The 12,713-nt window shown below is 63.6% G+C and carries 15 protein-coding genes and 1 other RNA gene; 11 read left to right on the top strand and 5 right to left on the bottom strand.

Features of this window, described 5'->3' with window-relative positions; all coding sequences use genetic code 11:
* Nucleotides 1–182: 182 nt before the first annotated feature.
* The gene (locus E4Z66_RS12250; RefSeq protein ID WP_136463314.1) at nt 183–998 is read right to left on the bottom strand and encodes a pseudouridine synthase; all 816 of its coding nucleotides are present in this window, start codon (nt 996–998) and stop codon (nt 183–185) included.
* Between the two features lie 61 nt (nt 999–1,059).
* Between E4Z66_RS12250 and E4Z66_RS12245 the strand changes: the two genes are divergently transcribed.
* Complete coding sequence (locus E4Z66_RS12245) at nt 1,060–1,509, top strand: nucleoside deaminase (RefSeq protein ID WP_136463313.1); 450 nt, start codon at nt 1,060–1,062, stop codon at nt 1,507–1,509.
* Nucleotides 1,510–1,638: 129 nt separating this feature from the next.
* On the opposite strand, the gene E4Z66_RS12240 is transcribed toward E4Z66_RS12245, so the two are convergent.
* Nucleotides 1,639–2,331, bottom strand: coding sequence for a metal-dependent hydrolase (locus tag E4Z66_RS12240; RefSeq protein WP_136463312.1), 693 nt, complete (start codon nt 2,329–2,331; stop codon nt 1,639–1,641).
* A gap of 98 nt (nt 2,332–2,429) precedes the next feature.
* On the opposite strand from E4Z66_RS12240, the gene E4Z66_RS12235 reads away from it, so the two are divergent.
* The 9 genes from E4Z66_RS12235 to E4Z66_RS12195 all read left to right on the top strand — a co-directional run bounded on the left by E4Z66_RS12235 (nt 2,430) and on the right by E4Z66_RS12195 (nt 9,376).
* On the top strand, nt 2,430–3,158 hold the full coding sequence (locus E4Z66_RS12235) for a ceramidase domain-containing protein (RefSeq protein WP_136463311.1): 729 nt from the start codon (nt 2,430–2,432) through the stop codon (nt 3,156–3,158).
* Between the two features lie 95 nt (nt 3,159–3,253).
* Nucleotides 3,254–3,541, top strand: a complete 288-nt coding sequence (gene gatC / locus E4Z66_RS12230; RefSeq protein WP_136463310.1) for an Asp-tRNA(Asn)/Glu-tRNA(Gln) amidotransferase subunit GatC — start codon at nt 3,254–3,256, stop codon at nt 3,539–3,541.
* Entirely contained in the window at nt 3,541–5,019 is a 1,479-nt protein-coding gene (gene gatA / locus E4Z66_RS12225; protein WP_136463309.1) for an Asp-tRNA(Asn)/Glu-tRNA(Gln) amidotransferase subunit GatA, read from the top strand. The genes gatC and gatA overlap by 1 nt, the downstream gene beginning before the upstream one ends.
* A 37-nt stretch (nt 5,020–5,056) precedes the next feature.
* Complete coding sequence (locus E4Z66_RS12220) at nt 5,057–5,932, top strand: hypothetical protein (protein ID WP_211097152.1); 876 nt, start codon at nt 5,057–5,059, stop codon at nt 5,930–5,932.
* A 1-nt stretch (nt 5,933) separates the two neighbouring features.
* Nucleotides 5,934–6,614, top strand: coding sequence for an N-acetylmuramoyl-L-alanine amidase (locus tag E4Z66_RS12215; protein WP_136463308.1), 681 nt, complete (start codon nt 5,934–5,936; stop codon nt 6,612–6,614).
* 99 nt (nt 6,615–6,713) lie between these two features.
* Nucleotides 6,714–7,095, top strand: an RNA gene (gene rnpB / locus E4Z66_RS12210) — RNase P RNA component class A.
* 120 nt (nt 7,096–7,215) lie between these two features.
* Nucleotides 7,216–8,520 carry a chromate efflux transporter gene (gene chrA, locus E4Z66_RS12205; protein WP_246036005.1) on the top strand — a complete coding sequence of 435 codons (1,305 nt, stop codon included), beginning with the start codon at nt 7,216–7,218 and terminating at the stop codon, nt 8,518–8,520.
* Nucleotides 8,521–8,610: 90 nt separating this feature from the next.
* Nucleotides 8,611–8,778 carry a 50S ribosomal protein L33 gene (gene rpmG, locus E4Z66_RS12200; protein ID WP_130408037.1) on the top strand — a complete coding sequence of 56 codons (168 nt, stop codon included), beginning with the start codon at nt 8,611–8,613 and terminating at the stop codon, nt 8,776–8,778.
* Between the two features lie 103 nt (nt 8,779–8,881).
* Nucleotides 8,882–9,376: a P-loop nucleotide/nucleoside kinase family protein gene (locus E4Z66_RS12195; RefSeq protein WP_136463307.1), complete on the top strand. Its 495-nt coding sequence runs from the start codon at nt 8,882–8,884 to the stop codon at nt 9,374–9,376.
* 103 nt (nt 9,377–9,479) lie between these two features.
* Here E4Z66_RS12195 and E4Z66_RS12190 read toward each other — a convergent pair whose 3' ends face one another.
* A complete protein-coding gene (locus tag E4Z66_RS12190) occupies nt 9,480–10,256 on the bottom strand; it encodes a Bax inhibitor-1/YccA family protein (protein WP_136463306.1) in 777 nt (258 codons plus the stop codon).
* 200 nt (nt 10,257–10,456) lie between these two features.
* On the bottom strand, nt 10,457–10,672 hold the full coding sequence (locus E4Z66_RS12185) for a DUF1127 domain-containing protein (RefSeq protein ID WP_136463305.1): 216 nt from the start codon (nt 10,670–10,672) through the stop codon (nt 10,457–10,459).
* 127 nt (nt 10,673–10,799) lie between these two features.
* Between E4Z66_RS12185 and E4Z66_RS12180 the strand changes: the two genes are divergently transcribed.
* Nucleotides 10,800–11,672 (top strand): LysR family transcriptional regulator, encoded by an 873-nt coding sequence (locus tag E4Z66_RS12180; RefSeq protein WP_136463304.1) that lies wholly within the window; start codon nt 10,800–10,802, stop codon nt 11,670–11,672.
* 76 nt (nt 11,673–11,748) lie between these two features.
* Here E4Z66_RS12180 and E4Z66_RS12175 read toward each other — a convergent pair whose 3' ends face one another.
* The gene (locus E4Z66_RS12175) at nt 11,749–12,708 is read right to left on the bottom strand and encodes an NADPH:quinone oxidoreductase family protein (protein WP_136463303.1); all 960 of its coding nucleotides are present in this window, start codon (nt 12,706–12,708) and stop codon (nt 11,749–11,751) included.
* Nucleotides 12,709–12,713 lie beyond the last annotated feature (5 nt).

Here is a 12,713-nt window from a genome sequence, read left to right as displayed (position 1 = left end):
CGGTGCAGGTGCCGAACATCAGCACGATCAACGCCACATAGGCGATCTTCTGGACTTGGGTCGTTTTCATTCAGGCCCCCCGGAACGAAGTCTAGCCGCAGCGCAGCGCTCTGCCAAGCGCGGGCCTAATGGAAATGTGTGACGGTGGGTTGGGGTACAAGGGGAAATTGCCATATCTCGCATCATCCGCGGCTGCCGGGCGCGCCCTTTCGGCCACGCGGGCGGCGGCTGACCTGGCGGCGGGCCGGGGCGGGGCCGGGCTCTTGCGCCTCCAGTCCCAACTGGTCGCGCAGCACGCGGCGGCGGATCTCTTCGACCTCGCCCTGCTTGAGCTGTCCCAGCTGGAATGGGCCGTAAGAGACGCGGATCAGCCGGTTCACCGACAGGCCGATATCGTCCATGGCGCGGCGAATCTCGCGGTTCTTGCCTTCGCGCAGGCCCACCGTGACCCACGCATTCGCCCCTTGCTGGCGATCCAGCGTGATCTGCATGGGCAGGAATCTCTGCCCGTCCACCGTGATCCCATCGCGCAGCGGGGCAAAGGTGTCATCCGTGGGCCGCCCGTGGATACGCACCCGGTAGCGCCGCAGCCACCCGGTTTGCGGCAGTTCCAATTGCCGTTTGATGCCGCCATCATTGGTCAGCAGCAGCAGGCCTTCGGAATTGAGATCGAGCCGTCCGACAGTCATCACCCGAGGCAAATCCTCCGGCAGGTCGTCAAAGATCGTGGGCCGCCCCTGTTCGTCCTTCGTGGTCGTCACCAGCCCGGCGGGCTTGTGATACAGCCACAGGCGCGGCGGGTCCGGTTCGCCCACCAGCTTCCCGTCGACGGTGATTGTATCCTTGTCCGTCACGTTCAGCGCGGCGCGCGTGATGACCTTGCCGTTGACGGTCACACGCCCGGCTTCGATCATGCGTTCGGCTTCCCGGCGCGAGGCGATCCCGGCCCGCGACAAAACCTTGGCGATGCGGTCGCCTTCCGGAGTTTCCTTGGTCATGGCTTCGCTTACCCGGTTTGCCGCGCTTGCGGAAGGGGGAGGATTCGGCGCATCTGGGGGGATGGAGTTCCGTTCTTACATGTCGCTTGCGCTGGACGAAGCGCGCGCTGCCGCCGATCGGGGCGAGGTGCCGGTGGGCGCGGTCCTCGTCGCGCCGGACGGGCAGGTGGTCGCGCGGGCGGGGAACAGGACGCGCGAGTTGAACGACCCCTCCGCCCATGCGGAAATGCTGGCGATCCGCGCGGGCTGCGCCGCTGCCGGGTCCGAACGTCTGCCCGGCCATGATCTTTACGTGACGCTGGAGCCTTGCGCCATGTGCGCCGGGGCCATCGCCGCCGCCCGCATCGCCCGCGTCTATTACGGGGCGAGCGATCCGAAATCCGGCGGCGTTGCGCATGGTGCGCGCGTCTTTTCGCACGCGCAGGCCCATCACGTGCCAGAGGTCTATGACGGCATCGCCGGACAAGAGGCCGAAGCGCTGCTCAAGGCCTTTTTCGCGCAGCGAAGATAGACTAAAAGTACAGCTATTTCAGTGGCTTGTGGCGCGTATTTGACTCGGCGCGTTAATCTTCGTTTGTGAATTGTTACAGCACCGCACGCAGGGACCGCACGGTGCCGTAATACCTTGTTAACCCGGCGATCAAAGCGCGATGGGCACCATCACCTCGGGCTCGATCACGTCCACGCCGGGAAGGCCATCCCGCAGCGCCTTCGCGTCCTGTTCAAGGATCGGAAAGGTCTTGTAGTGGCACGGGATCACGGTCTTGAAGTCGAAATAGCGTTTCGACGCATAGGCCGCCTGCTTCATGTCCATCGTGAAGTGCCCGCCTGCGGACAGGATGCCGATATCGGGTTTGTAGTAATCCCCCATCCAATCCATATCGGCCATGATTGCCGTATCGCCGGAAACATAGATCGTGTGACCTTCGCCCATGATCATGTAGCCCACCTCGGACCCGGCGGCTTTCGGCCCGTCATCGCTGCCGAAGGTGGACGAATGAGAGGCCGGCACCATCGCCACCCGCACCCCGTTCAAATCCACCGTGCCGCCCTTGTTGAACCCGACGGTCTCTATCCCGTCCTGCGCGGCCCAGTGGCTCATCACGTCATATTGCCCGACCGCCGGGATTTTCAGCGCCCGGCAGAGCGGGATCAGGTCGGCGACATGGTCGAAATGGCAATGGGTCAGCAACAGATGCGTCGCCCCCGCCGTTGCGGCCTCGTGCTGGTCTTCGGGCAGGACGGGATTGCCGGTCAGCCACGGGTCAACCAGTAGAACCTGCCCGCCAATCTCGATTCGGAACGACCCGTGCCCCAGCCAGATGATGTTCATGCGATAAATCTCCCTAGATGATATGACCCAATGTAACGGATGTTTCGCCCTTGGGGAGAGGGTAAGCCCGCCGCAGGGCCAAAGAGGAAAAGCGCGCGATGGATTGGAACAGGCAGATCGACGGGTATTGCGAGCGGATCGATTTCTCTTTCTGGTCGGAGCCTGTGAACGCGATCACAAATGCGGGCTTCGTGGTGGCGGCGGCGTGGATGTGGCAACGCTGCGCAGGGGTGACGATGGCGCGGGTGCTATGCGTGATCCTGTTCACGATCGGCATCGGGTCATTCCTGTTCCACAGCTATGCGACACAATGGGCCGCGCTTGCGGATGTGGTGCCGATTGGCGTGTTCATCCTGCTGTACCTGTTCCTTGTGAACCGCGATGTCGTCGGCATGAAAGGCTGGCAGGCGCTTCTGGCGACGGCGCTGTTCTTTCCCTATGCCGCGCTGCTGGTGCCGGTGCTGGACCGTATCCCCTTTTTGCGGGTGTCCGATTTCTACTGGACGGTGCCGATTTTGCTGTTTGTCTATGGCGCTTTGCTGCGCAAGCGCGTGCCGCAGACGGCGCGGGGCCTTGTGATCGGCGGGCTGATCCTTTGCGTGTCGATCTCGTTGCGATCGGTGGACGAGGCGCTGTGCGATCACGTGCCGATTGGCACGCATTTCCTGTGGCACGTGCTGAATGCGGTCATGCTGGGATGGATGATCGAAACCTATCGCCGCCATCAGGTGCCGGCGCGCCGGCACCTGAACCCGGCCCGGCCCGGCATGGGTTTCGGCATGGATAATGTGCAGGGCAGGGGCCAAGCCGGTGGTTCCGGCGCTTAATTGCGCCCCCGCCCGCGCGCTTTCGCGCAGCAAGACTTGGCAAGCCGGGGGCAGGGCGATATGTGCAGGCGACCCGAAGAAAACAGGTGCTATCCATGTCCATCGATACAGCGACCGCCGCGAAGGTGGCCAAGCTTGCCCGTATCCGCGTTGAGGAAGACCGACTTCCCGCGCTGGCCGAGGAATTCAACACGATTCTGGGCTTCATCGAACAATTGGGTGAAGTGGATGTCGACAATGTCGAGCCGATGACGTCGGTCACGCCGCAGCGTCTCAAGCGCCGCGAGGATGTGGTGACGGATGGCAATCAGCAATCCGCCGTTCTCGCCAATGCGCCCGATGCCCGCGAAGGCTTCTTTGCAGTTCCCAAGGTGGTTGAGTGATGAGCGATTTGAACAAGCTGGGGCTGGCCGAAGCCCGCGACGCGCTGCGCAAGGGGGAAACCACAAGCGTGGCCCTGACCGAAGCCTGCCTGTCGGAAATCGACGGCGCGGGCGCGCTGAACGCCTTTGTGCACAACACCCCCGATCTGGCGCTGGAGCAGGCCAAGGCCGCCGATGCGCGCATGTCTGCCGACGCGCCGTCGCTGAACGGCCTGCCGCTGGGCATCAAGGACCTGTTCTGCACCAAGGGCGTTGCCTCTCAGGCGGCCTCGCGCATTCTCGAAGGGTTCAAGCCGCAATACGAATCGACGGTCACGCAGAACCTGTTCGATGCGGGTGCGGTGATGCTGGGCAAGCTGAACATGGACGAATTCGCCATGGGCTCGTCGAACGAAACCTCCGTCTATGGAGACGCGGTGAACCCGTGGAAGATCGATGACCGCAAGCTGACGCCGGGTGGCTCTTCTGGTGGGTCCGCCGCTGCCGTGGCGGCCGACCTGTGCCTTGCCGCGACCGGGACCGATACCGGCGGTTCGATCCGCCAGCCCGCCGCGCTGACCGGCATTACCGGGATCAAGCCGACCTATGGGCGCTGCTCGCGCTGGGGCATCATCGCCTTTGCCTCGTCCCTGGATCAGGCCGGGCCGATGACCAAATCGGTGCGCGACGCGGCGATCATGCTCGAAGCGATGTGCGGCCACGACCCCAAGGACAGCACCTCCGTGGATTTGGCCGTGCCGGATTTCGAAGCCGCGCTGACCGGTGACATCAAGGGCAAAAAGATCGGGATTCCACGCGAATACCGGATGGACGGGATGCCGCAAGAGATCGAAGATCTCTGGGCCAAGGGGCGCGAGATGATGCAGGACGCGGGCGCAGAGCTTGTCGATATCTCTCTGCCGCACACGAAATACGCGCTGCCGACCTATTACGTGATTGCGCCGGCGGAAGCCTCCTCCAACCTTGCGCGCTATGACGGTGTGCGCTTTGGCCACCGCGCCAAGCTGGATCAGGGCGACGGCATCACCGAGATGTACGAAAAGACCCGCGCCGAAGGCTTCGGCGACGAAGTCCAGCGCCGCGTGATGGTCGGCACCTATGTGCTGTCGGCCGGGTTCTACGACGCCTACTACAACCGCGCGCGCAAGGTGCGGACGCTGATCAAGAAAGACTTCGAGGATGTCTTCGCTCAGGGCATCGACGGGATTTTGACCCCGGCGACCCCCTCTGCAGCTTTCGGGCTGGGTGAGATGGCCGATGCCGACCCGGTACAGATGTATCTGAACGACGTCTTCACCGTCACGGTCAACCTGGCCGGGCTGCCCGGGATCTCGGTGCCCGCGGGGCTGGATGCGAATGGCCTGCCACTGGGGCTGCAATTGATCGGCCGCCCGTGGGAGGAAAGCGATTTGCTGAACCTTGCCTATGCGTTGGAAGATCGCGCCGGGTTTGTAGCCAAGCCCAGTAAATGGTGGTAAATAGGCTCCAACGATAAAAACGCCGAGGTAGGCAGATATGGTGCGGTTTTTGCTTTCGGGCGTGGCGCTGGCAGGGCTGGCGGCATGCCAATCCACAATCCCCGATGATGTGGTCTACTCGCCAGCGGCGCAAACGTCGCGGGATAGCGCGCTTTCGGCGCCTGTCGTGTCCGCGCCGACACCAGTGGCCGAAACGCCGCTGGCGACGACGGGCGGCGATCCGGCGTTGCAGCCTTTGCCCAGCTCTGTCACCGCTGCCGTTTCTGGCGATGCCGCTTCGGCGCAGCAGGAAAACACCGCCGCCGCACAAGCCGCTGCGGCCAATTCGGGCGTCGCCCCGATCGAGGCAAGCCCCTCCAACCCGCCGCCGGTCATTGTCAACGAAGTGGGTATCTCCAACGAGCAGGACTTCGAGGCCGTCTCGGCGCAGCGCAGCATCGCGTCCGACGCAGAGCTTATCGCCAGCAACCGGGCGCAATACACGGTGATCGACCCGACCGAACTGCCAACGCGTCCGGGCTCCAACCAGCCCAATATCGTCGAATACGCGCTGCGCACCGACAATCCCGTGGGCACGCAGCTTTATCGCCGCTCTGGCCTGCGCGCCCAGCGTGCCGCCGCAGCCTGCCGCAAATTCGCCTCGCCGGATCTGGCACAGGCGGAATTCCTGTCCTCAGGTGGCCCCGAACGGGACCGCCGCGGACTGGATCCGGATGGCGATGGCTATGCCTGCACATGGGATCCACGCCCCTTCCGCAACGCACGCGGCGCAACCCAGACGGCTGCGGCCCCGGTGACGCAGTCCCAGGCACAGCCGCAGACCCAGACCCAATCACAGGCGCAAACGGTGACGCAGAACGCGTCGGCAGCCTCCTCGCCCGTGGTCGAACCGCTCGCCATCTCGACAGAGTGATATGAGTGCGGCGGATAGCCCGGCACGGCAACACGGACATGGCCTGTCCCCCAATTGCGGACCGCGCCGAAACGGTCTGACACCAACGCTGATCGTGCTGCACTACACCGCCATGGCCAGCGCAGATGCCGCCGTGGACCGCCTTTGCGATCCCGCGGCCGAGGTGTCCGCACACTACCTGATCTGCCGCACCGGCGAAACCGTGCCCTTGGTGCCTGAACACCTGCGCGCATGGCATGCCGGGGCAGGGGAATGGCAGGGGTTGGACGACATCAACTCGCGCTCCATCGGCATCGAACTCGACAATGACGGGCGCGCGCCTTTTTCCGAACCGATGATGGCCACGCTCGAAGTCCTGCTGCGCGCAATCATGCGGCGCCACGGCATCCCGCCCACAGGGGTGATCGGCCATTCGGACATGGCACCGGGGCGTAAATCCGACCCCGGCCCACGTTTCGACTGGCAGCGCCTCGAACGGCAAGGCCTGGCCCAACCCCGTGGTGACCCCCCTGCACCTGTCACCCCAACCGCCGACACATTCCGCGCCCGCGCGCAGGCCCACGGCTTCACCGCGCCGGTCGATGATGCCACGCTCCTTGCCGCCATCCGCCTGCGCTACCGCCCGTGGGGGCGCGGTCCACTCACTGCTGCAGACCACGACGCGCTCGGCCCTGCCGATTAAACGCCCGCTTCATTGTTCGCAAAATACTCCCGCCGGAGGCACCCGACCGCGTCACGCCCATTGACCTCGGGCCTGCTTGCGGCGTACCCACAACGTCGCGCGGAAGGCCGGATGACCGCGGGCGGCAACGTCCGAGGAAAGTCCGGACTCCAGAAAGTAGCGGTGCCGGGTAACGCCCGGGCGGGGAAACCCGACGGAAAGCGCCACAGAAAACAAACTACCCGTGCCTGCACGGGAAAAGGTGAAACGGTGGGGTAAGAGCCCACCGCCGGGCTGGCAACAGCGCGGGCAAGGCAAGCCCCACCGGGAGCAATGCCGAATAGGGACCGACGCGCCAAGGGTCGCAAGATCCAAGGCAGGGCTGCTTTCGCCCGAAGTCAGGTCCGGGTTGGCAGCTAGAGGGCCTGTAGCAATACAGGACCAAGAGGAATGGTCATCACCCTTCGGGGGACAGAATCCGGCTTATAGGCCTTCCGCGCATATCTCCTCTTTCGCCCTTAACCGGGTTTTCCATATGACACTTGGCTTTACGGTTGCATGGGCCGCGTCGCAGGCGCTACGCCGGGCGGTGTGAACGGGCCGAATTTCGGGGGGCAGGGCAGTGACGCAGGCATCAAGTTCCAACGCGCCCCGCTTGCGCGAGACGCTGCCGGTCTGGGCGCGCATTGGCGTGCTGTCCTTCGGCGGACCGGCCGCCCAGATCGCCCTGATGCACCGCGAAATCGTGGAAGAGCGCGGCTGGCTGACAGAGCGGCAATTTCTCAACGCCACCGGGTTCTGCATGCTTCTTCCGGGGCCGGAGGCAATGCAGATCGCCACCTATGCGGGCTGGCGGCTGCATGGCACGCGGGGCGGCTTGGCCGCAGGCACGCTGTTCATCCTGCCCGGCGCGGCTGTGATCATGGCGCTGGCTGCCGCCTATGTCGCCTTCGGCACGCTGCCATGGGTTCAGGCGCTGTTTCTCGGGGTTCAGGCGGCGGTCATCGCCATAGTATTGCAAGCCTTGGCCGCCCTCATGGGGCGGGCGCTGAAGGGACCGGCGCATTGGGCGCTGGCCGCCTTCGGGTTCGTCGCGCTCTATGCCTTCGCGCTGCCATTCCCATTGGTGATTGCCGTGGCCGCAGCTTTCGGCGCGCTCATGGCACCGCAATCCGGACCCGCAGCCCCGGCGCCGCCGGTGTCGCCCGGCCTTCTGCGCACCATCTCTATCTGGCTGGCGCTTTGGGCCGCGCCGCTGCTGGCGCTCTGGCTGACCGCGCCGGAGGGGCTGCTGCTGCAAATCGGCCTGTTCTTTTCCAAACTGGCGGTCGTGACCTTTGGCGGGGCCTATGCCGTGCTGGCCTATATGGCGCAGGAGGTGGTCAGCGATTACGGCTGGCTGACGGCGGGTCAGATGATGGATGGGCTTGGGCTGGCGGAAACCACGCCCGGCCCGCTGATCCTCGTCACCCAATTCGTCGGCTACCTGTCCGGTTACGGGGCGGGGGCCGCCGCTGGTGGGGGCGGGGCGGGCACGGCGATGGCCATTGCGGCTGCCTGCCTGACATTATGGGTTACCTTCGTGCCCTGCTTCTTGTGGATCTTCGCCGCCGCGCCCTATGTCGAATGGCTCACCGCGCAGCCGCGTCTGTCCGGGGCCCTTCAAGGGATCACGGCGGCGGTGGTGGGTGTCATTGCCAATCTGTCGCTGTGGTTCGCGCTGCATGTGCTTTTCGGCGTTGTCACCCGGCAGAGCATCGGCCCGCTGCACCTTTGGCTGCCAGAACTGGCGAGTCTCGATCCCGGCGCGCTCGCCCTTGCGGGGCTGTCGATCGTCGCGCTTTTCCGCCTGAACTGGCCGCTCACGCGGGTTTTGGGCATCGCCGCGACGCTTGCGCTGGGTTTGCACCTGATTGGCGTGCAATAGCTGTTGACTCGCGCCCGCCAATCCTTAAAAGGCGGGTCTCACACGAATTCAAACCCGCGCCCCTGACTTGCGCGGCGCAGGAGAGAGCCAATGGCGAAGCCGACCACGATTAAAATCCGCCTGAACTCCACCGCAGGCACGGGCCACTTCTATGTGACCAAGAAAAACGCACGCACCATGACCGAGAAAATGGTTGTTCGTAAATTCGACCCGGTGGCGCGTAAGCACGTGGAATACAAGGAAGGCAAGATCAAGTAAGATCTGCTGACCGGACGTTCTATGGGCCGCGCCTTCGGGTGCGGCCTTTTTCGTTTTCGATACCATTGGGAAAACCACTGATACTGGCCAGAGGGGATGCGCCATGTCCGGGACACGGCCTGTGCTGCACGTGCTATGCGGCAAGATCGCATCGGGGAAATCCACGCTGACTGCGGATTTGACGCGCGGGCCGGGCATCGTGTCCGTGTCGGAAGACGCATGGCTGGCGACCCTCTTTGGCGACCGGATGACGTCGCTGTCCGACTATGCCGAATGCGCGGGCCGGGTGCGCGATGTGGCGGGGCCGCTGGTGGTGGATATGCTGCGCGCAGGGGTGAGTGTCGTTCTCGACTTCGCGGCGAACCGCCCGGAGGAGCGCGCCTGGTCGCGCGGCCTGGCGGAACAGGCGGATGCGCGGGCGCTGCTGCACTTCCTTGATGTGCCGGACGCGGTCTGCCTTGACCGTCTGCGGGCACGAAATGCGCGCGGGGCCCATCCCTTTGCACCCACAGAGGCGCAGTTCCACCAGTTCAGCGCGTATTTCGTTGCGCCCGGGGATGACGAAGGGTTTGAAATCCTGCACCGCCCGTATCGTTAAGCCATTGCAAGCAGTGCGGCCGCCAGCCCCATCCCCACACACGTCGCTGAAACGAAAAAGGCCGCCCGAAGGCGGCCCAGTTCTTCCGAGGTAAGTCGGCTTTTTATTCTTGCTGTCCCATGAACATCATCAGGAACTGGAACATGTTCAGGAAGCTGATGTAGAGGCTCAACGCGCCATCATATGCAGCTTTGTCCAGCCATTCCTGATCGCCATGCGCGGCATGTGCCACGTAAGTCGCCTTGATGTCCTGCGTGTAATACGCGGTCAGACCTGCGAAGATCAGAACGCCGATCGCAGAGATCGCCATCATCATCGGGCCCGATTGCAGGAACAGGTTGATGATCATCGCAACCAGCAGGCCGATGACACCCATCGTCAGGAAGGTGCCCATCCCGCTCAGATCACGTTTTGTGGTGTAACCCCAAAGGCTGAGGCTTGCGAAAGCGATCGCGGTCACAAGGAATGTCTGCGCGATGGAGTAGGGCGTGTAGATCATGAAGATCGTGCCGAAGGACAGGCCCATCGCGGCGGCAAAGGCCAGGAAGCCGAATTGCACGGTCGCGGCAGAGCCACGGCGCATCAGCGCGCCCCATCCGAAGAACAGGAAGGCCAGCGGTGCGAACATCAGGATGTATTTCACCGGCGACACATAAAGCGTGTAGCCAAGATCGGTCAGATAGCGGTCTGCACCGATCTGGAATTCGTTCGGGGTCGATGTGATCGACAGACCGGCAATCGCCCACGCCGCGAGCGCGGTGATGAGCAAGCCCACGGACATGGTGCCATACACCTTGTTCATGTGCGCGCGCAAACCCGCGTCAATCGCCGCAGAGCGGGTACCCGCCGCTGTCTGCCGCATCGAGTCAAATCCAGCCATTTAGACCTCCACAAAGCTGAAAACACTAAGCCGCGCCGAATTTATCCGACGCTTTTCCTTATGTTATATTGGGGGAGAGGGCGGCAAATTCAAGCATTTTAGGTGCGAAGATGCGCGAAACCCGGGGGAAGGGTAAATGTAGCGACAGTGCCCGGCGCACAATCAGCGCGCCAGGCCATGTTTTGGACCCAGAATGGGGATCAGTTGTGCCAGTTATGCGGGACGTCCCAAACAGGACGCTGCGCTTCGGCAGTGGCTTCGGCGCGCGAGATGCCGATATCGCGCAATGCGTCCGCATCCAGACGGCGCAGCGCGGCACGTTGACGGTACAACGCAGCGGTACGCGCTGCGAAGGCGAACAGGTTGAAGGGACGCAGCGATGCGCTGCGCGGTGCGGAAATATCCAGCAGGGCCATAACAGCCTCCTCAGTTTTGTTTGTGATGGATGGCAAGAGTGTCATCAATTCTCTTGATCCATATGGCACCACATGCAACATTTGCAAAACGAATGTTTGTGTGGATTTTAATCAAGGATCTTGATGGATGAGAAATCTTGATGTGACGACGCTTAGGTCGTTTGTCGCGGTTGCCGATAACGGGGGTGTCACACGCGCTGCGGGGTTCTTGCACCTGACCCAATCGGCTGTGTCCATGCAGCTCAAGCGGCTCGAAGATATGCTGGGCGTCGAATTGCTGGACCGGACGGGGCGGCGGATCGCGCTGACGGCGGCGGGAGAGCAATTGCTGGCCTATGCCCGGCGGATGGTGGCCTTGAATGACGAGATCATGTCGCGCCTGTCCGAACAGTCGCAAGAGGGCGAACTGACGCTCGGCGTGCCTTATGATGTCGTCTACCCGGCGATCCCGCGCGTGCTGCAACAATTCAACGCGGCCTTCCCGAAGGTGCGCGTGCATCTGATCTCTTCCTTCACGCTGACTTTGAAAGAGCAATTCGCCCGCGGCGAGGTTGATATGACGCTGACTACGGAAAGCGGAACCGGCGAGGGGGCAGAGGCGCTGTGCACCAAGCCGCTGGTCTGGATCGGCGCGCAGGGCGGCGTGGCGTGGCGGCAACGCCCGCTCAAACTGGCCTTCGGGCGGCACTGCGTGTTTCGCCCCCATGCCGTGGCCGCACTGGACCGCGCAGGCTTTGACTGGGAACTGACCGTGGAAAGCGACAGCGACCGGTCGATCGAGGCCGCGGTTGCTGCCGATCTGGCCGTCCAAATCGCGCTGCAAGGCACGCAGCCGTCACATTTGGAAGTGATCGAGCATGGCGGCGCGCTGCCTGACCTGCCAGAGCAGAAGATCAACCTGATGACAGGCAAATCCGGCGATCCGGCGCGTGATGTGATGGCCGATCTGCTGCGCGCGGCCTTTTCCATAAGCGAAGCGCCGCGCCTGAAAGCAGTCTAACCAGCTATCAATCGGAGCGGCCCGTTCGGGCCGCACGCCGTTCATGGGGGGCTTGGCGGATGTTCTCGCATTCCCCTCAGGGGGTGATCACGATTTTGCCGGTGGATTTACGCGCGCGTAGCAGCTCCAGCCCGGTTTCGACCTCGGCCAGCGGCAGGCTGTGGCTGATATGCGGGGTGATGGCGCCCGCTGCGATCCAGCCCATGAGTTCGGCCAGAGAGTCCCTTACGACCTGTGGCTTGAACTTCATGTAACCGCCCCAATACACGCCCAGAACGTCGATATTCTTGACCATCAGGTGATTGGCGGGGATTTGCGGCACGTCGCCGCTGGCAAAACCGATGGGCAATAGCCGCGCCTCGGGCTTGCAGGCACGGAAGGCCGCGCGGAAGGCGTCTCCGCCAACCGCGTCATAGACCACATCCGCGCCGCCCAGATCCTTGAGCGCCTGGCGCAGGTCGGGCGTTTCGGCGTCGATCAGGTGATGGGCGCCCGCTGCTTTCGCCACGGCCAGCTTGTCATCTCCGCGTGCCACCGCCACCACAGTCGCGCCCATACGATGCCCGACTTCGACCGCCGTCAGGCCGACCCCGCCCGCCGCACCCAATACGACGAGGGTTTCGCCCGGCTGCATCCGCGCGCGGTAATCCAGCGCAAGATGGCTGGTGCCATAGGCGATCTGGAACGCCGCGCCTTGCTCAAAGCTCACATCGTCCAGAAGCGCGAGGCAGCGATCTTCGGGGAATACGCCATATTCCGCGAGCCCGCCCTGACCGCCAAAGACCGCCACACGATCCCCGGATTTGAAGCGCGACAGGCCATCCCCGGTGGCGCGCACGATTCCGGCGGCCTCCATGCCAAGGGTGAAGGGCGCGGCGGGCGTGTCTTGATAGGTGCCTTTGATCATCAGCAGATCGGCAAAGTTCAGCCCACAGGCTTTGATCTCTACCAGAACCTCACCTGTGGCGGGGGCAGGCATGTCCAGATCGATCAGGGCCGGTGTCTCGCCCTTGGCGGCCAGTTGATATGCTTTCATGGCAA

The sequence above is a fragment of the Aliishimia ponticola genome (assembly GCF_004803475.1).
Taxonomy (GTDB): domain Bacteria; phylum Pseudomonadota; class Alphaproteobacteria; order Rhodobacterales; family Rhodobacteraceae; genus Aliishimia; species Aliishimia ponticola.
Note: the sequence above shows the minus strand (reverse complement) of the source record. Positions and strands in the feature narration are given on the sequence as shown.

Excerpts from the sequence above, each read along its gene's own strand:
- E4Z66_RS12180 (WP_136463304.1), top strand. The coding sequence starts at position 10,800 with ATGAGAAATCTTGATGTGACGACGCTTAGGTCGTTTGTCGCGGTTGCC.
- E4Z66_RS12245 (WP_136463313.1), top strand. The coding sequence starts at position 1,060 with ATGGAGTTCCGTTCTTACATGTCGCTTGCGCTGGACGAAGCGCGCGCT.
- gatA (WP_136463309.1), top strand. The coding sequence starts at position 3,541 with ATGAGCGATTTGAACAAGCTGGGGCTGGCCGAAGCCCGCGACGCGCTG.
- E4Z66_RS12215 (WP_136463308.1), top strand. The coding sequence starts at position 5,934 with ATGAGTGCGGCGGATAGCCCGGCACGGCAACACGGACATGGCCTGTCC.
- E4Z66_RS12250 (WP_136463314.1), bottom strand. The coding sequence starts at position 998 with ATGACCAAGGAAACTCCGGAAGGCGACCGCATCGCCAAGGTTTTGTCG.
- rpmG (WP_130408037.1), top strand. The coding sequence starts at position 8,611 with ATGGCGAAGCCGACCACGATTAAAATCCGCCTGAACTCCACCGCAGGC.
- E4Z66_RS12190 (WP_136463306.1), bottom strand. The coding sequence starts at position 10,256 with ATGGCTGGATTTGACTCGATGCGGCAGACAGCGGCGGGTACCCGCTCT.
- E4Z66_RS12240 (WP_136463312.1), bottom strand. The coding sequence starts at position 2,331 with ATGAACATCATCTGGCTGGGGCACGGGTCGTTCCGAATCGAGATTGGC.
- E4Z66_RS12175 (WP_136463303.1), bottom strand. The coding sequence starts at position 12,708 with ATGAAAGCATATCAACTGGCCGCCAAGGGCGAGACACCGGCCCTGATC.
- E4Z66_RS12220 (WP_211097152.1), top strand. The coding sequence starts at position 5,057 with ATGGTGCGGTTTTTGCTTTCGGGCGTGGCGCTGGCAGGGCTGGCGGCA.
- E4Z66_RS12185 (WP_136463305.1), bottom strand. The coding sequence starts at position 10,672 with ATGGCCCTGCTGGATATTTCCGCACCGCGCAGCGCATCGCTGCGTCCC.
- gatC (WP_136463310.1), top strand. The coding sequence starts at position 3,254 with ATGTCCATCGATACAGCGACCGCCGCGAAGGTGGCCAAGCTTGCCCGT.
- E4Z66_RS12195 (WP_136463307.1), top strand. The coding sequence starts at position 8,882 with ATGTCCGGGACACGGCCTGTGCTGCACGTGCTATGCGGCAAGATCGCA.
- E4Z66_RS12235 (WP_136463311.1), top strand. The coding sequence starts at position 2,430 with ATGGATTGGAACAGGCAGATCGACGGGTATTGCGAGCGGATCGATTTC.